General features: G+C 68.7%; 23 protein-coding genes. 12 read left to right on the forward strand and 11 right to left on the reverse strand.

Annotated elements, in window-relative coordinates; translation table 11 throughout:
• The first annotated feature begins 97 nt into the window (after positions 1 to 97).
• Positions 98 to 316 carry an SCO4848 family membrane protein gene (locus MST3598_RS00875; RefSeq protein WP_029258825.1) on the forward strand — a complete coding sequence of 73 codons (219 nt, stop codon included), beginning with the start codon at positions 98 to 100 and terminating at the stop codon, positions 314 to 316.
• 33 nt (positions 317 to 349) lie between these two features.
• On the opposite strand, the gene MST3598_RS00880 is transcribed toward MST3598_RS00875, so the two are convergent.
• Positions 350 to 1,663, reverse strand: a complete 1,314-nt coding sequence (locus MST3598_RS00880; RefSeq protein WP_029258826.1) for an MFS transporter — start codon at positions 1,661 to 1,663, stop codon at positions 350 to 352.
• Between the two features lie 74 nt (positions 1,664 to 1,737).
• Between MST3598_RS00880 and MST3598_RS00885 the strand changes: the two genes are divergently transcribed.
• Positions 1,738 to 2,328 (forward strand): ArsR/SmtB family transcription factor, encoded by a 591-nt coding sequence (locus MST3598_RS00885; protein WP_021200144.1) that lies wholly within the window; start codon positions 1,738 to 1,740, stop codon positions 2,326 to 2,328.
• Between the two features lie 14 nt (positions 2,329 to 2,342).
• Here MST3598_RS00885 and MST3598_RS00890 read toward each other — a convergent pair whose 3' ends face one another.
• The 7 genes from MST3598_RS00890 to MST3598_RS00920 form a co-directional block, all read right to left on the reverse strand.
• The gene (locus MST3598_RS00890; protein ID WP_031207473.1) at positions 2,343 to 3,452 is read right to left on the reverse strand and encodes an FUSC family protein; all 1,110 of its coding nucleotides are present in this window, start codon (positions 3,450 to 3,452) and stop codon (positions 2,343 to 2,345) included.
• A gap of 182 nt (positions 3,453 to 3,634) precedes the next feature.
• Positions 3,635 to 4,321, reverse strand: a complete 687-nt coding sequence (locus MST3598_RS00895) for a hypothetical protein (RefSeq protein ID WP_021200146.1) — start codon at positions 4,319 to 4,321, stop codon at positions 3,635 to 3,637.
• Positions 4,321 to 5,235 (reverse strand): ABC transporter ATP-binding protein, encoded by a 915-nt coding sequence (locus tag MST3598_RS00900; protein WP_029258828.1) that lies wholly within the window; start codon positions 5,233 to 5,235, stop codon positions 4,321 to 4,323. Before MST3598_RS00900 ends, MST3598_RS00895 begins: the two co-directional genes overlap by 1 nt.
• Positions 5,232 to 5,621, reverse strand: coding sequence for a GntR family transcriptional regulator (locus MST3598_RS00905; protein ID WP_029258829.1), 390 nt, complete (start codon positions 5,619 to 5,621; stop codon positions 5,232 to 5,234). Before MST3598_RS00905 ends, MST3598_RS00900 begins: the two co-directional genes overlap by 4 nt.
• A 187-nt stretch (positions 5,622 to 5,808) precedes the next feature.
• Entirely contained in the window at positions 5,809 to 6,324 is a 516-nt protein-coding gene (locus MST3598_RS00910; RefSeq protein WP_029258830.1) for a GbsR/MarR family transcriptional regulator, read from the reverse strand.
• 10 nt (positions 6,325 to 6,334) lie between these two features.
• On the reverse strand, positions 6,335 to 7,957 hold the full coding sequence (locus tag MST3598_RS00915) for an ABC transporter permease (protein ID WP_029258831.1): 1,623 nt from the start codon (positions 7,955 to 7,957) through the stop codon (positions 6,335 to 6,337).
• Positions 7,957 to 8,949, reverse strand: coding sequence for an ABC transporter ATP-binding protein (locus MST3598_RS00920; protein ID WP_021200151.1), 993 nt, complete (start codon positions 8,947 to 8,949; stop codon positions 7,957 to 7,959). The genes MST3598_RS00915 and MST3598_RS00920 overlap by 1 nt, the downstream gene beginning before the upstream one ends.
• 90 nt (positions 8,950 to 9,039) lie before the next feature.
• Here MST3598_RS00920 and MST3598_RS00925 point away from each other — a divergent pair, with 90 nt between their 5' ends.
• From MST3598_RS00925 to MST3598_RS00940, 4 genes are all read left to right on the forward strand, one after another.
• Complete coding sequence (locus tag MST3598_RS00925) at positions 9,040 to 10,251, forward strand: class I SAM-dependent methyltransferase (protein ID WP_036271531.1); 1,212 nt, start codon at positions 9,040 to 9,042, stop codon at positions 10,249 to 10,251.
• A gap of 353 nt (positions 10,252 to 10,604) precedes the next feature.
• A complete protein-coding gene (locus MST3598_RS00930; protein WP_021200153.1) occupies positions 10,605 to 11,906 on the forward strand; it encodes a quaternary amine ABC transporter ATP-binding protein in 1,302 nt (433 codons plus the stop codon).
• On the forward strand, positions 11,906 to 12,901 hold the full coding sequence (locus MST3598_RS00935) for an ABC transporter permease (RefSeq protein ID WP_021200154.1): 996 nt from the start codon (positions 11,906 to 11,908) through the stop codon (positions 12,899 to 12,901). Before MST3598_RS00930 ends, MST3598_RS00935 begins: the two co-directional genes overlap by 1 nt.
• Before the next feature lie 52 nt (positions 12,902 to 12,953).
• Complete coding sequence (locus MST3598_RS00940) at positions 12,954 to 13,862, forward strand: glycine betaine ABC transporter substrate-binding protein (RefSeq protein WP_021200155.1); 909 nt, start codon at positions 12,954 to 12,956, stop codon at positions 13,860 to 13,862.
• A 97-nt stretch (positions 13,863 to 13,959) separates the two neighbouring features.
• Here MST3598_RS00940 and MST3598_RS00945 read toward each other — a convergent pair whose 3' ends face one another.
• Entirely contained in the window at positions 13,960 to 14,847 is an 888-nt protein-coding gene (locus MST3598_RS00945) for a MurR/RpiR family transcriptional regulator (RefSeq protein ID WP_021200156.1), read from the reverse strand.
• A 103-nt stretch (positions 14,848 to 14,950) separates the two neighbouring features.
• Between MST3598_RS00945 and MST3598_RS00950 the strand changes: the two genes are divergently transcribed.
• Genes MST3598_RS00950 through MST3598_RS00975 form a run of 6 tightly spaced genes read left to right on the forward strand, consistent with a single transcriptional unit; the run spans position 14,951 to position 21,263 of the window.
• On the forward strand, positions 14,951 to 16,135 hold the full coding sequence (locus MST3598_RS00950; protein ID WP_029258833.1) for a C45 family autoproteolytic acyltransferase/hydolase: 1,185 nt from the start codon (positions 14,951 to 14,953) through the stop codon (positions 16,133 to 16,135).
• 34 nt (positions 16,136 to 16,169) lie between these two features.
• Complete coding sequence (locus MST3598_RS00955) at positions 16,170 to 17,813, forward strand: ABC transporter substrate-binding protein (RefSeq protein ID WP_029258834.1); 1,644 nt, start codon at positions 16,170 to 16,172, stop codon at positions 17,811 to 17,813.
• A gap of 5 nt (positions 17,814 to 17,818) precedes the next feature.
• Positions 17,819 to 18,769: an ABC transporter permease gene (locus tag MST3598_RS00960; RefSeq protein WP_029258835.1), complete on the forward strand. Its 951-nt coding sequence runs from the start codon at positions 17,819 to 17,821 to the stop codon at positions 18,767 to 18,769.
• Positions 18,766 to 19,614, forward strand: a complete 849-nt coding sequence (locus tag MST3598_RS00965; protein ID WP_021200160.1) for an ABC transporter permease — start codon at positions 18,766 to 18,768, stop codon at positions 19,612 to 19,614. The genes MST3598_RS00960 and MST3598_RS00965 overlap by 4 nt, the downstream gene beginning before the upstream one ends.
• 3 nt (positions 19,615 to 19,617) lie before the next feature.
• The gene (locus MST3598_RS00970; RefSeq protein WP_051670968.1) at positions 19,618 to 20,412 is read left to right on the forward strand and encodes an ABC transporter ATP-binding protein; all 795 of its coding nucleotides are present in this window, start codon (positions 19,618 to 19,620) and stop codon (positions 20,410 to 20,412) included.
• Complete coding sequence (locus tag MST3598_RS00975; protein ID WP_051670970.1) at positions 20,409 to 21,263, forward strand: ABC transporter ATP-binding protein; 855 nt, start codon at positions 20,409 to 20,411, stop codon at positions 21,261 to 21,263. The genes MST3598_RS00970 and MST3598_RS00975 overlap by 4 nt, the downstream gene beginning before the upstream one ends.
• 6 nt (positions 21,264 to 21,269) lie before the next feature.
• On the opposite strand, the gene MST3598_RS00980 is transcribed toward MST3598_RS00975, so the two are convergent.
• Both MST3598_RS00980 and MST3598_RS00985 read right to left on the reverse strand, forming a co-directional pair.
• On the reverse strand, positions 21,270 to 22,547 hold the full coding sequence (locus MST3598_RS00980) for a sensor histidine kinase (RefSeq protein WP_051670972.1): 1,278 nt from the start codon (positions 22,545 to 22,547) through the stop codon (positions 21,270 to 21,272).
• 5 nt (positions 22,548 to 22,552) lie between these two features.
• Positions 22,553 to 23,218 (reverse strand): response regulator transcription factor, encoded by a 666-nt coding sequence (locus tag MST3598_RS00985; RefSeq protein WP_029258839.1) that lies wholly within the window; start codon positions 23,216 to 23,218, stop codon positions 22,553 to 22,555.
• Positions 23,219 to 23,272: the final 54 nt, after the last annotated feature.

Consider the following 23,272-nt stretch of genomic DNA (forward strand, 5'->3'; position numbering starts at 1 on the left):
GGAGCGCGGCAAGGGCTTTCTGATACATGTCTGCATCCAAGAATCCCGCGGCTCCCCGGTGGGTCGCGCGCACAGGTGACGCCGATAGCGTGGAGGGGTGATCCCCCTCGCCGTCGTGCTCTTCCTCAATGCCGTCTTCAACGCTCTCGTCTGGCCGCAGTTCTACAAGCGCGTCGCCAAGGATCCGCGGGCGCGGGATGAGAACGGCAGGGCCACCGCGTTCCTCAAGGTGCACGCGGTGCTCATCGGGATCGCGCTCGTGCTCGCCCTGGTCTCCCTGCTCGCCGGTATCGCGGCGCTGACCGGCGTTCTCTAGGCCGGAAGAGTCGGGCCTCGCCGCCGCGCGGCGTCAAACCGTCTCGTACTGTTTCGCGTGCGCGGCCCAGCCTGACTCGACCGGGAGCGCCCGCAGCGCACGGTTGCTCACGGCGAGCACGACCGAGATCAGGCACAGTGCGGCGCAGATCAGGATGGTCCACTCCCTCCCGATCCACGCGAGCCCGAAGCCCGCGATGAGCGGTGCGAGCGGCATCGCACCCATGCCGAGGACTCCGGCGGCGCTGTTGGCACGACCGAGCAGATGGCTCGGGGTGGCGACCATGAAGTAGCCCATCATCCCGGCGTTGAGCGCGGGGATCAGGAGAACCGAGGCGCCGAGCACCACCGCGATGGCCCAGGGATCGGTCACCATCGAGAGGGCGATCGCGCCGATCGAGACGACCGTGAGTCCGGCGATGGTCAGGACGCCGGCCTTGATCCTCGGCACGAGCAGCGGTGCACAGACCGCGCCCACGAGCATCACGGCTCCGATCGACGCGCTCAGGGTGCCGATCAGCAGCTCGGAGTAGCCGTCCTGCTGGAGGGCGTAGATGATGGTCGTGATCGTGGCGTTGAAGCCGAGGTTGATGACCGTCGTGATGAGCAGCACTCCGCCGAGGTCGGGGCGGGAGAGCAGCCAGCCGAATCCCTCGCGCAGTTCCGCCCAGGCGTTCGGCTTCACGGCCACACCGGGCTCGACGACGGTACTCGGCTCGGCGACGTCATCCGCACCCGTGTCGATCATCCCCGCACGGCGCACCTGACGCCCCAGCATCCACGCGGTCAGGGCCGCGATCGCGTGACACAGCGTCATGACCACGCCGACGAGCCATCCGCCCACGCCCAGCAGCAGGCCGCCGAGCGGACCGCCTGCGAGCTGGAGAGCGGCATCGCGTCCCTGGTTCGCGGCTTGGGCACGGCCCATCGCGTCGTCGGGCACGATCTCCTTGATCGCGCTCTCGCCCGCGACATCGAAGAGCCCACTGCGCGCGGCGAGCAGCACGTCGATCACCAGCAGCGACCCGAACGTCATCGCATCGCCGAGGGCGAGAAGGGTGAAGCCGCCCGCGAGCACGATGCCGATGAGGGAGCCGAGGAGCATCAACGCGATGCGGCGGTGGCGGTCGGCCAGCACGCCGCCGGCCAGGGTCATGAGGAGTCGGGCGACCATGCCGGCACCGCCGATGATGCCGGCCTGGGCGGGATCGTTCGTCACGATCAGTGCGAGCAGGGGGATGGCGAAGCCGAACAGCGAGGCCGCGAGGCCCTTGCTCGTGTCGCTCACCAGCCAGGTGAGGTATCGGGTGTTGCGCCACAGGCGGTGGGGCGCGGTGACGGTGGTCATGTCTTGAGAATAGATGCGCAAGGACTATTGCGCAACTCTTATTGCGCAATTCTGGGTGCGGGTAGGATCGGCACATGACGGAGGACACCGCGAAGAGCACCAGCGACGATCCCGTCTGGATGACCTCGGCCATGCTCAAGGCCTACTCGCACCCACTGCGGCGCCAGATGATCCGGCTGTTCTCGCGGCGGGAGTTCCTCCGCGCCGCCGACATCGCCGCCGAGCTCGGTGTGCCGGCGAACAGTGCGAGCTTCCATCTGCGCGCGCTCGCCGACGCCGGGCTCATCGAAGAGGCGCCCGACAAGGCCCGCGATCGGCGCGATCGTGTCTGGACCGGACACAAGGGTGCGCTCAACGTCGGAGGGCCCGAGAGCCCCGTCGCCGACGAGGCTCTCGGCTCTGCGGTGATCGCCGCCCTCGTCGAGGACCATCAGGATCTGATCCGCCGGGTGATGGCCTGGACCCCGGAGTACGTGGCCGGGCGCACGGCCGAGGTGCACGCCGCCTTCACCCAGCGGACCATCCGGCTCACCGAGTCGGAGTTCGACGATGTGATGGTGAAGATCAACGACGTCTTGAGCGCTGCCGATGATGCCCACGACAGTTCCGACTCCGAGGGTCGGTACTGGCAACTGGATCTGATCGCCGCCGACGACACCATCTGACGCGGCTCAGGCTGCTACTCCTCCGCCGGGGCGGGCGTCCCGCTCAGGATCAGGATCCGCCGCAGATGCATGGCGGTGAGCACGCCGGGTCCCATCGACCGCCGGACATCGATGGTGCGGTCGTCGACGGTCTCGAGAAGCAGTCGGATCGCACGGGCCGCCTCGCCGCGAGCGCGGTGATCGTCACTGGACGAGGCGTCACCGCGAGCGATCACGTCGGCGACCGCGTGACAGGCCGCGGACAGGGGATCCGGCAGGGCGGGGTCGAGCGCCAGGCCGGCCGGTCGATCCCAGATGGTGTCGGCGATCTCGTCGGAGATGTCGCGGATGAGGTGCGCGATGCGATCGAGGGCGGCGAGCTCATCGTGGCTCTGCTGGATCCGGGTGCGATGGCCCTTGGCGCGAGGGTTGCCGCGTCTGCTCTCGTCCGCCTCCGTCAGAGCCGAGCGCAGCGCGGAGGACGTGTCGGCGAGCGAGGCCGCATCGTCGGCCCATTGCTCGTGCTCCGGAGGCCACGACTCCGAGACCGCGGAGCCGATGTCGTGCAGGTGCGCGGCCAGTTGCTCCCGGAAGGCCGCCACCCGCCCGGCTGCCGCGACGGTCAGGGGTGCCGGCGCGATGATGAGGTTCACCAGCAACCCGACGATCACCCCGACGGCCGTCTGGGTCAGGTAGCCGAGCGAGTAGTCATCGGCGTCCTGCCCGCCGATGATCAGCACGAACAGCGCGGCCATCGGCACGTACTCGCGACCGACACCGAACCAGCCCGTACCGGAGAGCAGCACTCCGACCCCGACCACCAGCGGGATGCTCCACCAGGTCGGGCCGATCGTCAGCACCACGATCGTGGCGAGCCCGATGCCCGTGGCGAGGCCGAGCAGCGTCTGCAGACTCGACTTCGCCGAACCCATCAGCGTCGGGTACATGCTCAACAGGGCCCCGAGCGGAGCGTAGTAGGGGTACTCGTCGGTGACCCCGGGCATGTGCGGGGCGATCATCCAGGCCAGTCCGACCGCGAGGGTCGTCTTGGCCACGAGCAGGAGGCGGGCGGGGCGGACGGCGTCGTGGAGTGCGCGTTGGACTCCTGCTCGTCGTACCCGGAGCCGGGTGCGGGTCTGGGGCACGGCGTCCTCTCGGTCGGGGTGGGCGCGGTCGGGGCGTGTGCGGTAGGGGCGGGTGGTCCCGCGAGCCTATGCGTCCTGTGCGTCGGGGGCGAGCGGGTTGCGTCCTCGGGGACGTACGGGTAGCGCGCACACGCGACGCCGGCCGCCCGGGAGGGCGACCGGCGTCGACGAGGCGGTCGGATCTAGGGGATGGCTCTGCGGAATGCGAGGAACGAGACGCCCATGAGGGCCGCGGTGACCACGAGGCCCCACAGCGCGAGGCCGAGGGCCCCCAGATCGCCGATCCCGGTCCAGACCTGTCCCCACAGCTCGAGCCTGGTCACGAGGTACACGATTCCGACGAGGATCAGTGCCAGCGCGATCCACGTGATCGTCAGGACCGTCAGCCCCCAGCTCTTGTAGATCGTGGCGCCCGTGAAGCCGACCACGAAGAAGAACAGCGCGAGCGTGAAGTAGACGATGAAGGCCCCGAGCGGTCCCGCCTCCCACAGCCACGGAAGATAGAACACCCAGCCGTTCACGCCGTAGCCGTTCGTGGCGACCTCGATGCCCCCACCGACCAGGAAGAGTGCGCCCATGAACGTGCTGGCGAGCACCGCGGTCAGCATCGTGCCGAAGAAGAACTCGCGACGTGTGATGCTCATCGCCTGGGAGAACGGGAACGTGAGCGTCATCGCCGACAGCCCGATGGCGAAGAAGTACCAGAGGGGCGCCTGGCCGCCGCCGCCGTATTTAGGGGAGTCCCCCGGGATCATCGCGTAGATCAGCACCGAGATCAGTGTTGCTCCGGCGAGGACGATCAGCGGGACCCAGATGAACGTCTGTCGATTGATCATCTGCAAGCGGATGACGTTGAGCGTGCGTCGCATCAGCGCACCTCCTCTTTCGTGGCGGCCGATCTCGTGGAGTCGGCCTCGGCCTTCTGGGTGAGGCGCACGATCAGCTGCTGCAGCGAGACCGGCGCGAGGTCGAGCCCGGAGGCCGTGATCTCCGCACGCTCCGCCGGGGACACGGCACCGAGGACGGTGACGGAGGCCACGCGGCCGAGCGCCTCACGGTGCAGCACCTCGCGGGCTCCCACCCAGGCGTCGACCTTCGCGGCGTCACCCACCACGGTCACGGCGCGGTCACGCACCGCATCCGTGTCCTCGTTCAGGAGGATCCGGCCGTTGTCGATCACGATGACCTTCTCGATGAGGTTGGAGACCTCGTCGATCAGGTGCGACGAGAGGATGACGGTGCGCGGGTGCTCGGCGTAGTCCTCGATCAGACGGTCGTAGAAGATCTGCCGGGCGACGGCGTCGAGGCCGAGGTAGGGCTCGTCGAAGAACGTGATCTCGGCGCGCGAGGCGAGTCCGATGATGACGCCGACCGCGGAGAGCTGTCCGCGGGAGAGCTTCTTGATGGTCTGCTTCATCGGCAGCTGGAACTCGGCGATGAGCTCGTCGGCGAGCGACTGGTCCCAGTTCGGGAAGAACAGGCTCGCAGCCTTGAAGGCGTGCTTGGGGTACGCGTCGTCGGGGTACTTCTGGCTCTCGCGGACGAAGCAGATCCGGCTGAGCACGTGCGCATTCTCATACGGGTGCTCGCCGAACACCTTCACGGTGCCGGACGATTCGAAGTTCTGGGCCGTGAGGATCGACATGAGTGTCGTCTTCCCTGCCCCGTTGCGACCGAGGAGGCCGTAGATGGCGCCACCCTCGATGGCGAGCGACACGCTGTCGAGGGCTCGCTTCTCCTTGTAGCGCTTGCTGAGGTTCTGCACCTCGATGACGGTGGTCATGCGGGGGTCTTCCCTTCTGCGTCGGTGGTCAGTGCGGCGCGATGCCGGAGCAGGGCCGCGAGGTCTTCGGCGCCGAGCCCGAGCGTGCGGGCCTCGGCGAGGAGCGGGTCGATGTAGCGGTCGGCGAAGGCGGCACGGCGCTCGCCGAGGAGCAGCTCCCTGGCGCCATCGGCGACGAACATGCCGATGCCTCGGCGCTTGTAGAGCACTCCCTTGTCGGTGAGCATGGCGACTCCCTTGGCTGCGGTGGCGGGGTTGATGCGATAGAACGCGGCCAGCTCGTTCGTGGAAGGGGCCTGCGCCTCCTCGGCGAGCGAGCCGTCGACGATCGAGTCCTCGATCTGCTCGGCGATCTGGAGGAAGAGCGGCTTGCCTTCTTCGATCACGAGTCCTCCGCTGGGTTAGTGGGTTACTTGCTCGACTAAGTAACCATGCAACCCGCGTGGGTGTCAACCCCTCGTCGTCTCGCGTGCGAAAACCCAGAGCATTCGTCTCGGGCTCGGCGCGTCGACGCGCGGCACGCCGGAGCGCACGCGGATGGTCTCCGTTTCGGCCGACGGGTGGATGCTGCGGTCAGTCGGCGTCGCGGCGGTGCTCGCGCCAGTCCTCGACGATCTGCAGCATGCGCACGGAGAGGAAGCGGAAGAATTCGGCAAGTTCGACGGCCCGGTCATGCGCGCCCCGGTCGTCGTCGTGCGCGGCGGCGATGTCGTCGATGTACTCCGACAGGCGCGAGTACACCGGCATGTTCCCGACGATCGAGCTGTAGAACGGATCGTGCACGAACTCGTAGCGGTCGCGCCGGTCGCCGGGTCGTGAGCGGCGCTGGATGAAGTGCAGCTGCTGCAGGTAGCGCACCGCACCGGAGACGGCGGCTGCCGAGACCCCGAGGCGCTCGCCGAGCTGGGCGGCGGTGTATCCGCCCTCGGGGGCGGCGATCAGCGCCATCATCACGCGGGCGGGCATGCGTGGCATCCCGGCCGCGGTCATCATGGCCGCGGCCTGCTCAGCGGGTTCCATCCCGCGGTGGGAGTCGCTGTGGCGAATCGACGCCTCGGGCTCGAGGTCGTCGGTGCTGTCGTCGGCCATCGGAGTCCTCCTATGCTCCGGGGGCGAGTTCGCGCCGCCTCATCAGGGCCAGGGATCCTGCAGCTCCAGCGGCCAGCGCGAGCATCAGCCACCACAGGCCGCGCACGTCCACGCCGCTGCCGTCCACCACGGGGGTCACGGCGAACGGGGAGAGGTTCGCACTCCATTCCGGCAGACCGAACAGGGGGCCGAACATGCCGAGCAGGGCCGCGAGCAGCACGAGGCTCCACGCCACCGCTGTCGTCGCCCGGGGGAGGAGCACGAACACCAGCGCAGTGAGCACCGCGAAGATCGAGGCCGCGACCGCCTGGCCGAGCCCGGCCACCGCGACGATGCGGTAGAGCGACGCGTCGCCGCCGTTCGACCAGACACCCGCCCAGCCGGCGAGCACCGCGGCGGCGACCACGATCAGCACCGCGACGATCCCGACGATCACGAAGTCGGCGAGCCAGCGCACGCGACCGACCGGCGTGGCGAGCACGGCCTCGGCGGTGCCGTGGGCCTCCTCCTGTCGCGCGCGCACCACCGTCTGTACGGCACAGCACGCGGCCAGGATCCCGAGCAGGGTGAAGAACACCGTGACGACGACCTCGTCGAGTCCGCCCGTCGCGCCTCCGATCTTCTTCAGGATGTCGGCGACGGCCGGATTCTCGCCCGAGATCTGGTCGACCAGCCCGCTCAGCGTGGTGGCGAGGATGCCCGTGATGGCGCCTCCGATCGCCCAGCCCACGATCGAGCCGGAGGTGAGCCGCCACACCAGGGCGTGGGGCGAGGCGAGGGTCGGTCGTGCCGAGACCCGGCCGAGGCGCTCCGCGACGAAACCGGCATCGATGTCGCGCAGCGACTGCAGGGCGACGGCGGCACCGGCGAGCACGAACCCGAAACCGAGCCCGAGCAGCATCGGCCAGACGATATCGGTGTCGTACGGGCGGGTCTGCTCGACCCAGCCGAAGGGGGAGAGCCAGGCGGGCCAGGCGCTCGTCATGCTCGTGAGGTCATCGCTCGGGGTTCCTGCCGCGTTGCCGATGCCGCGGATCAGGAACGTCGCCACGAGCACCCAGACCGTCAGGGAGTTCGCCCCGCGCGAGGTGCGCATGAACTGTGCGGCCAGCAGGCCGATGCCGAGGAATGCGATGCCGCACGACGCGGCCGCAGCTCCGGTGAGGAGCGATCCTCCCGCCGGGAGTCCGGTGGCGACCAGCGCGAGCGCTGTGAGCGCGGCCAGCACGACGTTCGCCAGGATGCCGTGCACGATGGTGGCGATCGTCGGCAGGCGGCGTCCGGCCGGAGTCGCCCACACGAGCTCGGCGCGCCCGGCCTCCTCATCGCCGCGGGTGTGCCGCACGGCGAGGAACGTGCTCATGAGCGCGGCGAGCAGCGCCAGCCACGGCAGCACCTCGAAGGCGAGGAAGGCGCCCTCGGATGTGCCGGAGGGGAGGCCGCGGAACATCAGGATCACCGGGTTCGCGAGCGCCGCGGCCAGGATGTTCTGCCGGTCGGCGAGGGTGGCGTACGACTGGCTGACACCGGCGTACCCCGCGAACGCCATCAGCGCCGTGCCGACGATCCACAGGGTCAGCTGCAGCCGGTCACGCCGCAGCCGCTGTCGGAGCAGCACGCCGAAGGCGCTCATCACGCACGCTCCTTCTGCGCACGCCGCTCGCGGCGGGTGGAGGGGCTCGCGTCGTCCGTCCGACCGTCCTCCGCGGCCTCGAGCGTCGCGAGGTCATCGCCGTAGTGGCGCAGGAACAGCTCCTCGAGCGAAGGCGGCGCGACGCGCAGGTCGCTGATGCCGAGGGCCGCGAGCGCGGGGAGCACGGTGGCCGTGCGGTCGCTGTCGACGGCGAGGCGGATGCGGTCGCCCTGCTGTTCCGGGCTGTGCACATCCGGGATGCGGGCGACCTGCTCGAGGGTGGCTCCGGAGGGGGTGAACGACACGTCACTGCGCGTGAGATGCCGCAGCTCCGTGAGCGTGCCGGTCTCGACGATGCGGCCGGCGCGGATGATCGACACCCGGTCGCATAACTGCTCGACCTCACTCATGATGTGGCTCGACAGCAGCACGGTCGCACCGTTCGCATGCGCACGGGCGACCTCGCGCTGGAAGATGACCGCCATCAGGGGATCGAGGCCGCTGGTGGGCTCGTCGAGGATGTAGAGGTCGGCGGGCACCGCGAACGCCGCGATGAGGGCGACCTTCTGCCGGTTTCCCTTCGAGTAGGCGCGGCCCTTCTTGCGCGGATCGAACTGGAACGCGTCCATCAGCCGCTTCTTCTCGTGCTGGTAGGCGGGGTCCTTGGTGTGCGCTCCCCGCAGCCGGGCGAGCAGATCGACGGCCTCACCTCCCGACAGGTTGGGCCAGACGCTGACGTCACCGGGAACGTACGCGATGCGTCGATGCAGCTCGACCGCGCGATTCCAGGGGTCCTCACCGAACACGGTCGTCTCGCCCCCGGTGCGCCGCGCGAGGCCGAGGAGGACGCGGATGGTGGTCGACTTGCCCGCACCGTTCGGGCCGAGGAAGCCGTGCACCTGGCCGTGTTCGACCGTGAGGTCGAGGCCGTCGAGAGCGTGCACGTGGCCGTAGTGCTTGGTGAGGTTCCGGGTGGTGATGACGGTGGTCATGCGCGGGAGCGTACGCCCGATTCACAAACTTGTGAATCGGGCGAAAACAACGCATGCGAAATCCTTACGGCCGCCGCGTACAGTGGGCTGGTGCCGGAGTTCCCCTACAGCCGCCTGCGCCGCTGGCCCGACGTCGAGGCGGACAACCTCCAGGCTCATGACGCGACCGATCTGCTGCTCGTCGAACGGGCGCTCGCGCTCGATGTCGCCGGCTCCGAGACCGTGGTGATCGGTGAGGAGTACGGTGCGATCACCCTCGCTCTCGTCGCCGCCGGGAGACACGGCATCCGCGTACATCAGGACCTCGCGACCGGTCGGCGGGCTCTGCTGCGCAACGCCGAGGAGCTCGGACTCTCCGTCGCGGACGGCCGAGACGGAGACGAGGACGCCCCGGTGCGGCGCGTCGCCCCGCAACACGCCGAGGGTAAGTCGGATGGTCTGGGTTTCGGCCGACCGTTCCACCTCCGCGAGCTCGATGCCGAACTGCTCACCGGCGCGAAACTGGTGCTGCTGCAGCTGCCGAAGGCGCTCGCGGAGCTCGAGGAGATCGCGGATGCGGTCGCCCGCTGGGCGGCTCCCGACGTGGTGCTCGTCGCCGGAGGGCGGGTGAAGCACATGACCCTCACGCAGAACGAGGTGCTGGGACGCAGCTTCGCGCGGGTTCAGCCCCAACGCGCCGAGCGGAAGTCGCGTCTGATCGTGGCGTCGGAAGCCCTGCCGGTCCCGGTCGATCCGCCGTACCCCGTGACCGCGCAGCATGACGGGCTGACCTTGGTCGCCCATGGCGGAGCCTTCGCGGGCGCGCGCCTCGACATCGGCACGCGTGTGCTGCTCGACGCGCTCCGTGCTCAGCCGCCGGCCGCCGCGCCACGCGTGCTCGATCTCGGCTGCGGCACGGGAGCGCTCGCCGTCTCGTACGCGCTCGCTCACCCCGATGCACGTGTGACGGCGACCGACCGATCCGCCGCCGCTGTGGCATCCGCGCAGGCGACGGTCGCCGCGAACGGCGTCGCCGACCGGGTCACGGTCACCCATGACGACGCGGCCTCCGAGCTGCCGGACGCCTCCTTCGACGTGATCCTGCTGAACCCGCCGTTCCACCTCGGCGCGAGCATCCACACGGGGGCGGCGACCCGCCTGTTCGAGGCCGCGGCACGCCTGCTCCGACCGGGCGGCGAACTCTTCACCGTCTACAACTCTTCGCTCGCGTACCGCCCCGAACTCACCCGGCTGGTCGGTGCGACGGTGCAGGTGGAACGTACACCGAAGTTCACCGTGACACGCAGCATCCGCGGCTCCTGAGAGGGCGATTCCGGCCTGCCGCCAGCCACGCGGAGGGATTGTTGAATACCCGTGCAATTCCCCGGTCAGCGACGGAAACCCGAGCGCGCCGCGGACCCAGGATTTGCCCCTGATCGGCCATTTCGTTACGTTGGAACGTGGGCCTGACGGCCCGAAGACCAGTCCGCGACCACGTCCTTCTTTCGATGAGCTGTGCTGCGAAGAGGCGTGGACGTACGGTCGATGCTCTATCGCGGCGGATCCGAAATCCGCCGTCTGTGCCGCCACAGCGAACACGTCGAACGGCCCCGAGAGCCTCACCCGGGCGTAACCGAAGCAGGCTCAGCCACCCGAAGGCGAGCCGCGGGGGAAACGTGTCCGAAATCGCTCTCGAAGCGCGCCATCTGTACAAGGTTTTCGGTAAGAATCCGAACACCGCCGTCCGTCGATTGAAAGCCGGTGAGAGCCGTGCCGCCGTCGCGGATGCCGGTACCGCGGCGGTCATCGACGCCAGCTTCACCGTCAACCGCGGTGAGATCTTCGTCATCATGGGGCTGTCCGGATCGGGCAAGTCCACCATCATCCGCATGCTCAACGGCCTGCACGACGTCACCGACGGCACCGTCACCGTCAACGGCGACCCGATCACGGGCATCCCGTCATCGAGGCTCCGCGAGATCCGTCGTGACCGCATCTCGATGGTGTTCCAGCACTTCGCACTGCTGCCGCACCGCTCGGTCGCCGCGAACGTCGCCTACCCGCTCGAGCTCAAGGGCACTCCCAAGGCCGAGCGTCTGGCCAAGGCGGAGGAGATCCTCTCCCTGGTCGGCCTCGAGGGCCAGGGCGAGAAGCTCCCCTCCGAACTCTCCGGCGGAATGCAGCAGCGCGTGGGCATCGCCCGTGCGCTCGCCGCCGACAGCGACATCCTGTTGATGGACGAGGCGTTCAGTGCCCTCGACCCGCTGATCCGCCGCGAGATGCAGGAGCAGCTGCTCGAACTGCAGCAGAAGCTGCAGAAGACGATCGTCTTCATCACCCACGACCTGAACGAGGCCATGTTCCTGGGCGACCGCATCGCGGTCATGCGCGACGGCCGTATCGTGCAGATCGGCACGCCGGAGGACATCCTGATGGACCCGGCCAACGACTACGTCGAGCAGTTCGTGCAGGACGTCGACCGCGCTCGCGTGCTCACCGCCGCGAACGTGATGGAGCGCCCGCGCCCCGTCGTGCCGCACACCGCCGGCCCCCGCACGGCGCTGCGGCAGATGCGCGACGCGTACATGTCGGCCACCTACGTCGTCGGCCGCGACCGGCAGCTCGTGGGCGTCGTGACCGACCGGGATGCGGTCAAGCTCGTGCGCAACGGCGCGACCACCCTCGATTCGATCATCAAGCCCGTGCTGCAGAGCGTGCGCGAGGACGACGTGCTGATGAACCTCTTCGTCCCCGCCGTCGAGTCTCCGCTGCCGCTCGCCGTGATCGACGCCGACGGCCGTCTCGTGGGTGTGATCCCGCGCGTCACCCTGCTCGCCGCCCTCGGCCCCGGGCCCGGCGCAACCGAGGAGATCACCCTGCCGATGATGCCGATGCCCCAGGCCGAGATCGATGCCGTGCTCGATGACGGGTGGACCGCCGACCCGGTCGACGCCCCGACCACGGAGGAGGTGCGCTGATGGATGGCTTCCGCATTCCCATCGGAACCTGGATCGAGTCCGCTGTCGACTGGATCAAGGACAACCTCGACGGCCTGCTCGATGTGATCTCGTTCGTGATGAGCTTCCTCGTCGACGGCCTCACCCGAGCGCTCCTCGCCCCGAACTTCGTGGTCATCATCGTGATCGCCGCACTCATCGCCTGGGTCGTGCGCTCGTGGCAGCTCGCGATCGGCACGATCGTGTCGTTCGCGCTGATCGTGGGGATGGACCTCTGGGTCCCCGCCATGCAGACTCTCGCCTTGGTGCTCGTCGCCGCCGTGATCGCGGTACTGATCGCCGTGCCGCTCGGCATCTGGTCGGCGCGCAACGCCACGGTGCGCGCGGTGCTCAAGCCCGTGCTCGACTTCATGCAGACCATGCCGGCGTTCGTGTACCTGATCCCCGCGATCGTGTTCTTCGGCATCGGCGTGGTGCCGGGCCTGGTGGCCACCGTGATCTTCGCGCTGCCTCCGGGCGTGCGCCTGACCGAGCTCGGCATCCGTGGCGTCGACTCCGAGACCGTCGAGGCGGGACAGGCCTTCGGTGCGAAGCCCGGCCAGATCCTGCGCGGTATCCAGCTGCCGCTCGCGATGCCGACCATCATGGCCGGCGTCAACCAGGTCATCATGCTCGCCCTGTCGATGGCGGTCATCGCCGGTATGGCCGGCGCGGACGGTCTCGGGAAGATGGTCGTCGAGGCGATCTCGACGATCAACATCCCGAAGGGCGTGGAGGCCGGCCTCGGCGTCGTGCTGATCGCGGTCTTCCTCGACCGCGTCACCGCGGCGCTGGGCGCGCCGGGCGAGAACCGGTCGTCGCTGCTCGGCATGATCGAGCGTCGACGCACTCCGAACGGTGGCGGAACAGCATCCGCTCCCGCTCCCGAGGTCATCGAGCAGCAGGATGCCGCGGCTGCGGCGGAACGTGCCGAAGTCGCTCCGCGACGCAACGCCGTCGGTGGCGGAGTGCACTGACTCACACCCCTACGAAACAACACCCATACGGAACGCAAGAGAGAGAAATCACATGAAGAAGAAGATCCTCGCAATCACAGCGCTCGGTGCCGCAGCGGCGCTCACCCTCGCCGGATGCAGCGGCGACGGCGCGGGCGGCACGGGCGGCGGCGACGGCTCGGCCGACGACAAGGGCACGATCACGCTGGGCTTCCTGCCCTCGTGGACCGACGGCCTCAGCACCGCATACCTGCTGCAGGACCAGCTCGAGAAGATCGGCTACACGGTCGAGATGAAGACGCTCACCGAGGCGGGACCGCTTTACACCGGACTCGCGCAGGGTGACGTCGACATGTACCCGTCGGCGTGGCCCGAACTCACCCACGCCTCGTACATGGAGAAGTACGGCGACGACATCGAGGATCTGGGCAAGTACTACGAGAACGCCAAGCTCACGCTCGCCGTACCCGAGTACTCCGAGCTCACCTCGATCGAGGACCTCGTGGGCAAGGGTGCCGAGTTCGACGGCAAGATCTACGGCATCGAGCCGGGCGCGGGTCTCACCGCCCAGACCCAGAAGATGATGCCCGAGTACGGACTCGACAGCGAGTACGAACTCGTGACCTCGTCGACCGCGGCCATGCTCACCGAGCTGAAGACCGCGACCGACAAGCAGGAGGACATCGTCGTGACGCTGTGGCGTCCGTTCTGGGCCAACGATGCCTTCCCCGTGAAGGACCTCGAAGACCCGAAGGGCGCTATGGGCAAGGCCGAGGGCCTGCACTTCCTGGGCACCAAGGGCTTCGCGGAGGAGTTCCCCGAGGCCGCTGAGCTGATCGAGAAGATCAAGCTCGACGACGCGCAGTACGGCGCACTCGAAGACCTCGTGGTGAACGAGTACGGCGAGGGCAAGGAAGCCGACGCGGTCGACGCGTGGCTGAAGGAGTACGGCGACCAGTTCGACTGGGCCGTCACCAGCTGACGCGAACCCGTCTCAGAGGTGTGCTCCGGTCGCACTTCCTGCCGCTTCCCGGTCCGCCGGGCGACAGGAAGGGCGACCGGAGCTTCTGCGTGGGGGCTCAGTAGCCTAGTCGTGCCCGAACGTCGTTGAGCAGCTGCGAAGAACGCAGTGCCGCATCGGGGGCGACGGCGGAGATGCCCTGGACCAGCACGTCCGAGATCAGGATCGCCGAGAGGCTCTCGGAGGTCAGCCCTGTGGGGGTGTGCGGTGCGGTCAGGATCGCGTCGACACGGGAGGAGAGCCTCTCGTGGAGCTCGTCGGTCACGAGGATGACGCCGGCGCCCATCAACTGCGCGTGGTCCAGGAGCACATCGATGTCGCGGGTGACCCGTCCAGGCGCGAAGATGACGAGGACGTCCTTCGCCCCGAGGTTCAGGACCTCGTCTGCGAGGCGGAATCCGTCGGTGCTGAGCCGTCGAGTGGAGAGTCCCGTGCGTCGTAGGCGCAGTGCGAGGTTCTCGGCGGCGATCCCGGAGGCGCCGAGGCCGTAGCAATAGATGCTCTCGGCGCGCATGAGCAGCGTGATGGCGGCGGAATACGCGTCGTCGTCGTTCGAGCTGCGGGCGAGTTCGATGAGCGACGCCGCCTCATCCCAGGTCTCCTGCTGGATGCGGGCGAGATCCTGGCCGATGTGCTCGATGCGGGTCTTGAGGCGCACCTCGGGCGAGACGCTGCTCGAGAACGGAGCGGCCACCTCCTGCTTCAGATGTGAGAGGCCCGAGTATCCGAGCTTCTGCAGGGTGCGCACGACGGAGGCGTTCGAGGTGCCGCTCTGGGTGCCCAGTTCGGCGGCGCTCGCATAGAGGATGTGCTCGGCTGACGTCGATGAGAGCACGCGGCAGACGGCACGTTCGGATTTCGAGAGATCGTTCCACGTCCTGGCGATGCGCGCGCGGAGGCCGGAGAGCGCGGGGTTCTCTGTATCGCTTGTTACAAACGGTTCCATTGCTGTATCATTCTGTTCGAGAGGCGCATCATCCGTAACGGATGATTCAATCATCTCGGGTGCAACCACATTGCGCAACAGGCGCACCTGACAGGGAGGTCACATGGCGGCCATGACACCGATCCGCACGATCGAGATCAGTGGGGCGCCCCGCGAGCGCGGGCGCCGATACGGCGAGGCCGCCGCCGACCTCATCGCCGGCTCGATCGAGTACTACACGGAAGCGCTGACCCAGCAGACCGGCATGAGCTGGGCCGCGATCACGGATTCCGTCTCGCGATGGGTTCCGATCAGCGAGCAGATCGCGCCGCACCTCGTCGAGGAGATGCGGGGGATCGCGGAGGGGGCGGGTGTCGCCTTCGCCGAGATCGTCACGCTGAACGTGCGCGGCGAGTTCGTCTACGACCACCAGGGACCGTCGCGAGTCACGAGCACCACGGTCCGTGCCGCCGACGACGAGCGCGACGACGCCGTCGACGGATGCACGTCGTTCTTCCTGACGGGTGAGGGCAGCGGCACCGGGCACACGCTCGTCGGGCAGAACTGGGACTGGCGCACGCGCACCGCGGGAACGACCCTCATCGTCCGCGTCGTGCAGGATCCGCTTCCCACGGTGATCATGCAGGTGGAAGCCGGGCAGGTGGGGCGCCACGGTGCCAACTCCGCCGGCATCTCGTTGAACGCCAACGGGCTCGGGGGGAGCTTCGGAGCGGCGGTCGGCGTGCCGCAGACCCTGATCCGCCGACTCGTGCTCGATCAGGGCGATATCGCGAGCGCGCTCAGGATGCTGGTCAAGACCCGTCCCCATATCGCGAGCAATGCGCTCCTCGCCGACCGCAGCGGATTCGGCATCGACCTCGAGACCACGCCGAGCGGCGTGGACTGGATCTATCCCGAACGCGGCGTGATCGCGCACACCAACCACTTCCAGGCGTCCGTGCCGCCGCAGCTCGCCGGGTCCTACCTTCCGGTGGCAGCGGATTCGCTGCTTCGTCTGCCGCGTGTCCAGGCCGGGCTGGCGGCGGTCGCGCGTGCGGAGAACCCCGAACAGAGCTACGCGCTCGTGCGTGAGGCGATGTCGGATCACCTCGGCTTCCCCGAGGGTGTCTGCACGCATCCGCATCCCGACTCCCCCTCGGTGAAGCAGTGGTCGACGCTCCTCTCGAGCTGTGTCGACCTCACCACCGGCGAGTACCGCGTCGCGAACGGATTCCCCTGCGAGACCGAGTACGAGGTGCTGCCCTGGAACCTCTACGACGGCCCGCACGTCGAACTCCCCTCCCCCTGACCGACAGATTGAGAACCCGAGGAGATAGCGTTCAATGAAGAAGCAGCATCACCCCATCACCGTGACGATCGGCGTGCTCGCCGCCTCGGCATTCGTGCTCGCCGGATGCAGTTCGGGCTCGAAGGGCGAAGACGGCGACGCCGCGCTCGACGTGCCTTTCGGCGCGACGACACCCGCCGCCTCCGGCTCGCTCGAGAGCGTGACGTGGATGCTCGGCGGAGAGCCGACGACACTCGATGCCGACATCGATGCGACCACCGCCGACGACACGGTTCTCGCGAACGTCTGCGACCGGCTCATGCAGGTGCAGCCCGACCTGACCCTCGGCCCCGGGCTGGCATCGGACGCCGAGTGGACCGACGACACCCATCTCGTCTTCACCATCAGGCAGGGGGCGCTGTTCCACGACGGCAGCCCCGTGAGCACGGCGGACGTCGTGTGGAGCATGCAGCGCCACTCCGAGGACGGTGCCGCCGAATCCGACGAGTACCGGAACGTGGTCTCGATCGAGCAGACCGGCGCCGACCAGATCACCGTCACGACATCGCAGCCGGATGCGATCCTGCTCCAGGCGATGGCGGGCGATGGCGGTATCGTCTGGAACCCGCGTGTGATCGAAGCCGAAGGAGAGGATTTCGGCAGCCCCGGTTCGGCCTCCGCGTGCAGCGGGCCGTACCAGGTGACGTCGTGGGACGCGGGGTCGCAGCTCACCATCACCAGGTTCCCCGACTACTGGGATTCCGACGTCGAAGCCCTCACGGACGAGGTCGTCTTCCGATGGGCCGACGAGACCGCGATAGCCAACTCGGTCACGACCGGTGAGGCCCAGGGGTCGTTCCTCGAGAACGCCGGCGCCGCCCGGAGTTTCATCGGCAGCGCCGACGTGTCCGTCTATCAAGGACCCTCGACGAACGCATGGGTGCTCGAAGCGACCGATCGCGGCGCACTGACGGATGAGCGCATCCGTCAGGCCCTCTCGCTCGCCCTCGACCGGACCGGTGTCGCCACGGCTGCCTTCGGCGGTCTCGCCCAGCCATGGAAGACACCCGTCGGCTCGGGAGCATGGGGATACGAGGTCGACACCTTCGAGCAGGCCTACGATGCCCTCGAGGGCGCGCCCGCGAAGCCGAGCGAGGCCGATCTCGCGGCGGCCAAGGACCTGATCGCCGAGGCCGGCGCCCCTTCCGCCCCGATCGTCGTCGCCTCGAACGGCTCCTCGACGCACAACGTGATCGCGAATGCGCTGGTCGCCGCGGCGCAATCGATCGGGCTCGAGGCGGAGATCACCGTGATCCCGCAGGTGCAGTACGGCGACTTCTACTCCGACCCCGACCTCCGAGGCCAGGCCGATCTGTGGCCCGACGAGTACTACATCTCGAAGAACGACCCCCTCGGCTTCTACAAGAACGGCGCGTCCGATGCGAGCGTGAACTTCGGCGTCTTCTCCGACCCGGAATACGATGCGCTGGTGGACGAGGGCTACGCCGCGACCGATGACGTCGAGCGCGCCGAGATCACGACAGAGCTGCAGAAGCGCTGGGTGGAGCACGCGGTGTGGATCCCGGTCGTCGCGACGCCGTCGACGCTCATCATGTCGAAGACGGTGACGGGTGTCCCCGCCTCTGCGGCGTTCATCTACTACCCGTGGGCCGTCGATCTCGGCAGCGCGAAGGGGTAGTCACGATGCCATTCGCGCTCCGCAAGCTCGCCGGCATGGTCTTCACGCTGGTGATCGCCTCCTTCATCATCTTCGCTGCGATGTACGCAGCGCCGGGTGACCCGGTCACGTTCCTCATCGGCAACCCCGAGAACCTGACCCCGGAGCGGATCGCGAGCGTCCGGGCCCAGTACCACCTGGACGAGCCGATGCTCGTCCAGTACTGGCACTGGGCCTCCGGAGTCCTCACCGGCGACTTCGGACAGTCGTTCCAGTACCACCAGCCCGTGAGCGCGCTCCTGGCGGCGAGGGTGCCCATCACCCTGTCGCTCGTCGCCTACGCGGCCGTCGTGCTCACCGTCGTCGGCATCGGCCTCGGCATCGTCGCGGCCGTGCGCCGAGGAAAGGCAGCCGATACCGCCATCATCGGATTCACGACTCTCGCCGCGAGCATCCCCTCCTTCGTGCTGGGAATCGCCTTCGTCGCGTTCTTCGCCGTGGAACTGCGATGGTTCCCCGTGGCAGGTGCGGGGTCCGCTGGACTCGATCGTCTGTATGCGCTCACACTCCCGGCACTCACCCTCGCCATCACCGCGCTCGCCATCGTGAGCCGCGTGACACGACAGTCCATGATCGAGCAGTTCTCCTCGGAGCACGTCGAGGCCGCCCGTGCCTCGGGTCTCCGCGAGCGGTACATCGTGCGCGATCACGTCCTGCGCGGGGCCTGGGGACCCATCATCACCATGGTCGCGCTCGTCATCGCGAGCATGATCGCCGGAACGGTCGCGGTCGAGACGGTGTTCGGGATCTCCGGCGTCGGCTCGCTCCTCGTCGACGCGATCAACACGCACGACTTCCCGGTGGTGCAGGCGGTGCTCCTGTTCATGGTCGTGGCCTACATGATCGTCACGACGATCGTCGATCTGCTCCTTCCCGTGCTCGACCCCCGTATCCGACGAAGGACGGTGTCCGCATGACCTCCGTGATCCTCCCGCGGGTGCGCCGCCGTCGGCGGTCCGGATCCGATCTCGGTTTCTGGATCTCCTGCGGCCTCCTCGCACTCATCGCGGCGGCGGCCGCGTTCGCCCCGCTCCTCGCCCCCTACCAGGCCGACAGCGTCGACTTCGCCGCTATCTGGGAAGGGCCGAGCGCACAGCACCTGCTCGGCACGGACCAGCTCGGACGCGACCTCTTCTCCCGGCTCCTCATCGGAGCGGGTGAAACGCTCGTCGGGCCGGTGGTGCTGCTCGCGCTCGCCACCGTGCTCGGAGTGGCGATCGGTGTCCTGGCGGCGTGGCGGGGCGGATGGATCGATACGGTCCTGGCCCGCGCGACCGACGTGATGTTCGCGTTCCCCGGGCTGCTCTTCGTCGTGCTCGTCATCGCCGTGTTCGGCAAGGGGCCGGCCACGGCGATCGTGGCGCTCGCGCTCGCATACGCGCCGGTCATCGCGAAGTACACGCGCAGCCTGGCCCTGAGCGAGATGACGCGGCCCTACATCGACGCGTACCGGGTTCAGGGGCTCGGCGGCCTGACGATCTGCGTGCGCGGAGTCATTCCGAACCTGCTCCCTCCGCTCGTCGGGTATCTCGTCGTCCTCTTCGGCGAAGCCCTCATGAGTCTCGCGACGCTCAGCTTTCTCGGGTTCGGGGCGCAGCCTCCGAGCTCGGAGTGGGGCCTGATGGTCCAGGAGGGGCAACCCGGAATCATCCAGGGGGAGTTCCTTCCCACGCTCGTCCCCGGTGCCGCCATCGCCATCGTCGTCATCGCGGTGAACGTCGCCGGGGTGCGCGTGGCTGACCGACTGCTTGCGAAGGGATGAAAGATGCTCCTCGACATCCAGGACCTTGACCTGGCCTTCGGCGAAGGAGACGACGCGGTTCGGATCCTCGCCGGTGTCAGCCTCACGGTGGACCGCGGTGAGCTCGTCGGACTCGTGGGAGAGTCGGGCTCGGGCAAGTCCACGACGGCTCGCGCCGTCCTCGCGCTCTACGGCGATGAGGCGTCGATCGAGGGGAGCATCCGCGTCGACGGCACCCAGATGGTCGCCGCCGATGGGAGCACCCGGCGCCGAGTGCGCTCCGATTCCGTCTCGCTGGTGCAGCAGGATCCGCGCGCCGCGCTCAATCCGGTGCGCCGCATCGGGGACTCGCTCACCGAACGACTCGTCCGCGTGCACGGCTGGCGACGAGGTCGCGCCGAGGCGCATGTCGTCCAGCTCCTCGCCGCGGTGGGACTCACCCACCCGGAGCGGAGAATGCGACAGTACCCGCATGAGCTTTCGGGCGGCATGCTCCAGCGCGTGGTCATCGCTTCCGCACTGAGCACCGATCCCGCGCTCCTGCTCGCCGATGAGGCGACGAGTGCGCTCGACGTGACGACGCAGGCCGAGATCATCGCGATCTTCCAACGGCAGATCCGCGACCGCGGTCTCGGCATGCTCTTCATCACCCACGACCTGGCGCTCGCCGGAGCGATCTGCGATCGGATCCATGTGCTGCGGCAGGGCGAGATCGTCGAGACGCTGACGACACCGGGCCTGTTCGCGGACGCCGTCCATCCGTACACGCTCTCGCTGATCGCCGCGGCCCCGGTGCTCGACACGAAGGAGGCGTCATGAGTCTGGTGGAGGTCTCCGAGCTGTATCGGGCCTTTCGGATGGGTCCGGGAGCCGAGCTCGTCGTCGCGGTGAACAACGTGAGCTTCGCCATCGAATCGGGTGAGGCGCTCGGCCTCGTCGGTGAATCGGGTTCGGGCAAGTCGACGATCGCTCGGATCCTCGTCGGTCTGGAACGCGCCGACGCGGGGTCGGCGGTGATCGACGGTGTCGACCGCCTGAGCAGGCCGCGCGGCAGAGCCGAGCGCCGTGCGAGGGCTCGTGCGGTGCAGATGGTGTTCCAGGACCCGAACGGTTCGCTTGATCGACGGCTGACCGTGCGCGAGGCGTTGCGGCGCACCCTGCGTCTGCGGGAACAGGGGGCGGGCGCGCACATCGACCGCACGATCGGAGAGCTGCTGGATCGCGTGCGGCTGACCGAGCGGCACGCCGACGCGAAGCCGCATGAGCTGTCGGGCGGTCAGCGGCAGCGCGTCGCGATCGCGCGCGCACTGGCGGTGTCTCCGCGCCTCGTCGTGCTCGACGAGGCCGTGTCCGCACTCGATGTCTCCGTGCAGGCGCAGGTGCTCGAACTCCTCGCCGAGATCCAGCGCGAGTCGGGGGTGAGCTATCTGTTCGTCAGTCACGACCTCGCCGTCATCCGCGAGCTCTGCTCCCGCGTGCTCGTGCTGTTCCGCGGCACGGTGGTCGAACAGGGAGAGACCGGCCAGGTGCTGCGAAGCCCGCAACACCCGTACTCGCAGCTCCTCATCGCCTCGACGCCCGGCCCGGGGTGGGACCCGGAGCGGGTCGTGCAGGACCGGATGACCTTCACGCAACGCATGGAGGTCGTCGGTCGGGGCGACCGGAGGTAGGTCGGGTCAGAGCGGGAGGACGATCGCGGCGATCAGGCCGCCGTCCTTGCGGGCGCGCAGACGCACCTCGCCGCCATGGGTCTTGGCGATGCTCTGCACGATCGCGAGTCCCAGCCCGGTGCCGTCCGGGCCGGCCGAGGTGCGACTCGCATCGCCGCGGTAGAACGGCTCGGTGAGCAGCTGCACGGTGGCAGGGGTGATCGGCGTCCCGGTGTTCTCGACCTCGATGACGGCTCGTCCGCGTTCCCGTCGGCAGCGCACCCACAGCTCACCGCCGGGCACGTTGTGGCGGATGCCGTTCTCGAGCAGGTTGCGCACGGCCCTGGCCAGCAGCACCGCATCGCCTTCGACCGTGAGGTCGCGCAGGTTCGCGTGCACCTCGATCTCCTGGGCGTCGAGGTCGTCGACCTGGTCCTCGATGAGCGTGCTCAACTGCACAGGTTCGACCTCGTCCAGCCCGGTGCGGGCCCGGGCGAGGGCGAGCAGGGCCGTGATGAGACGCTCGCTCTGCTCGGTGGCCCGCAGCGCGCGCTGCATGTTGGCCTGCAGGTCCGCCGGCACCGCCCCCTGTTCGAGCGGGATCTCCAGGGCGGTCCTGGTTGTGGTCAGCGGGGTGCGCAGCTCGTGCGAGGCGTTGGCCACGAAGCGATCCTGCGCGGTGAACGCCGACTGCAGCCGGTCGAGCATCCCGTCGATCGTGTCGCCCAGCTCCTTGATCTCGTCGTCGGGGCCCGGCAGGTCGAGGCGGCGCCCGAGGTCGCGCTCCGAGATGTCGCGGGCTGCGGCGGTGACCTCGCCGATGCGATCGAGTGAGCGCCGTGCGAGCCAGAACGCGATCGCGGCGGCGACACCGGTGAAGGCGACGAGCACCACGATCGACCACAGGAGGAGCCCGCTGCCGACCTCGTCCGCGAGGAACGTCGACTGCTGCAGCACCGCCCCTTCCACGGCGTCGAGTGCGACGGTCTGCATCGGCGTGGCCACCGCGAAGTCGGTGACATCGGCGGTCTCGGCGAAGTAGGCGCATCCGGTGCCGGTCGTGCCGTAGAGGAGATCGCCGCTCTCGGTGAGCGGGGAGACGCCGCTCATGTCGGTGCTGTCCGCGGCCGGCGTCCCCGGTGCGACCTGTGTGACCGAGAGTGCGGGCACGCAGGTCGCAGCCGTCGTGTCGATGGCCGAGGCGAACAGCGACTGCACCACCAGGTACTGCACCGAGAGCAGTGCGGCACCCGCGGCGATGAACACGGCCGCGATGGTGACGACCAGCCGGGTGCGGAAGCTCATGCGTCTCATGCCGTCCCCACTCGATACCCGTGCCCTGCCGCGGACTGGACGACCTCGGGAGCCCCGAGCTTGCGGCGCAGCGTGTGCACCACGATCTTGACCACGCCTCGGGTGCGCTCGTGCGGCTCGTCCCACACCTCGTCGAGCAGATCGTCGGCGCTGACGTAGCCGCCCTCCGCCGCGAGAAGCGTCTCGAGCACCCCGAACTCCTTGAGCGTGAGGCGGATCGGCGTGCCGTCGCGCTCCACGATGCGCCGCACGACGTCGAGGCGCACCCCGGCGAATTCGAGCACCGCACTCGCGCGCGCGGAGTGTCCGCGGCGGCCGAGAGCACGCAGGCGCGCGAGCAGCTCGACGTACGCGAACGGCTTGGCGAGGTAGTCGTCGGCACCGAGGTCGAGGCCCTCGACGCGGTCGTTGAGGGTGCCGGCGGCGGTGAGCATCAGGATGCGCGCCGGGTACTCCTGCGCCACGAGGGTGCGGCACACGGCATCGCCGCTCAGCACGGGCAGGTCACGGTCGAGCACGATCACGTCCACATCGTTCGATGCGGCGGCGGTCAGGGCGCTCGCCCCATCGCGCGCCACGTCGACGAGGTATCCCTCCCGGCGCAGGCCGTCGGCGAGGGTGTCGGCCAGGTCGGCCTCGTCTTCCACCAGCAGCAGTCGCATGGCACCTCCCGTCTCCGAGGGTGCGCGGTGCGCGGTTAGTTTCCGGTTAGGCGC

It is taken from the genome of Microbacterium sp. TPU 3598 (assembly GCF_002356155.1).
Classification (GTDB): domain Bacteria; phylum Actinomycetota; class Actinomycetes; order Actinomycetales; family Microbacteriaceae; genus Microbacterium; species Microbacterium maritypicum_A.

What these genes read in the sequence shown, in the direction of transcription:
- MST3598_RS00975 (WP_051670970.1), top strand. Translation starts at nt 20,409, where the DNA reads ATGAGTCTGGTGGAGGTCTCCGAGCTGTATCGGGCCTTTCGGATGGGT.
- MST3598_RS00935 (WP_021200154.1), top strand. Translation starts at nt 11,906, where the DNA reads ATGGATGGCTTCCGCATTCCCATCGGAACCTGGATCGAGTCCGCTGTC.
- MST3598_RS00965 (WP_021200160.1), top strand. Translation starts at nt 18,766, where the DNA reads ATGACCTCCGTGATCCTCCCGCGGGTGCGCCGCCGTCGGCGGTCCGGA.
- MST3598_RS00895 (WP_021200146.1), bottom strand. Translation starts at nt 4,321, where the DNA reads ATGCGACGCACGCTCAACGTCATCCGCTTGCAGATGATCAATCGACAG.
- MST3598_RS00920 (WP_021200151.1), bottom strand. Translation starts at nt 8,949, where the DNA reads ATGACCACCGTCATCACCACCCGGAACCTCACCAAGCACTACGGCCAC.
- MST3598_RS00960 (WP_029258835.1), top strand. Translation starts at nt 17,819, where the DNA reads ATGCCATTCGCGCTCCGCAAGCTCGCCGGCATGGTCTTCACGCTGGTG.
- MST3598_RS00945 (WP_021200156.1), bottom strand. Translation starts at nt 14,847, where the DNA reads ATGGAACCGTTTGTAACAAGCGATACAGAGAACCCCGCGCTCTCCGGC.
- MST3598_RS00950 (WP_029258833.1), top strand. Translation starts at nt 14,951, where the DNA reads ATGGCGGCCATGACACCGATCCGCACGATCGAGATCAGTGGGGCGCCC.
- MST3598_RS00955 (WP_029258834.1), top strand. Translation starts at nt 16,170, where the DNA reads ATGAAGAAGCAGCATCACCCCATCACCGTGACGATCGGCGTGCTCGCC.
- MST3598_RS00940 (WP_021200155.1), top strand. Translation starts at nt 12,954, where the DNA reads ATGAAGAAGAAGATCCTCGCAATCACAGCGCTCGGTGCCGCAGCGGCG.
- MST3598_RS00970 (WP_051670968.1), top strand. Translation starts at nt 19,618, where the DNA reads ATGCTCCTCGACATCCAGGACCTTGACCTGGCCTTCGGCGAAGGAGAC.
- MST3598_RS00980 (WP_051670972.1), bottom strand. Translation starts at nt 22,547, where the DNA reads ATGAGCTTCCGCACCCGGCTGGTCGTCACCATCGCGGCCGTGTTCATC.
- MST3598_RS00985 (WP_029258839.1), bottom strand. Translation starts at nt 23,218, where the DNA reads ATGCGACTGCTGCTGGTGGAAGACGAGGCCGACCTGGCCGACACCCTC.
- MST3598_RS00880 (WP_029258826.1), bottom strand. Translation starts at nt 1,663, where the DNA reads ATGACCACCGTCACCGCGCCCCACCGCCTGTGGCGCAACACCCGATAC.
- MST3598_RS00910 (WP_029258830.1), bottom strand. Translation starts at nt 6,324, where the DNA reads ATGGCCGACGACAGCACCGACGACCTCGAGCCCGAGGCGTCGATTCGC.
- MST3598_RS00885 (WP_021200144.1), top strand. Translation starts at nt 1,738, where the DNA reads ATGACGGAGGACACCGCGAAGAGCACCAGCGACGATCCCGTCTGGATG.
- MST3598_RS00915 (WP_029258831.1), bottom strand. Translation starts at nt 7,957, where the DNA reads ATGAGCGCCTTCGGCGTGCTGCTCCGACAGCGGCTGCGGCGTGACCGG.
- MST3598_RS00900 (WP_029258828.1), bottom strand. Translation starts at nt 5,235, where the DNA reads ATGACCACCGTCATCGAGGTGCAGAACCTCAGCAAGCGCTACAAGGAG.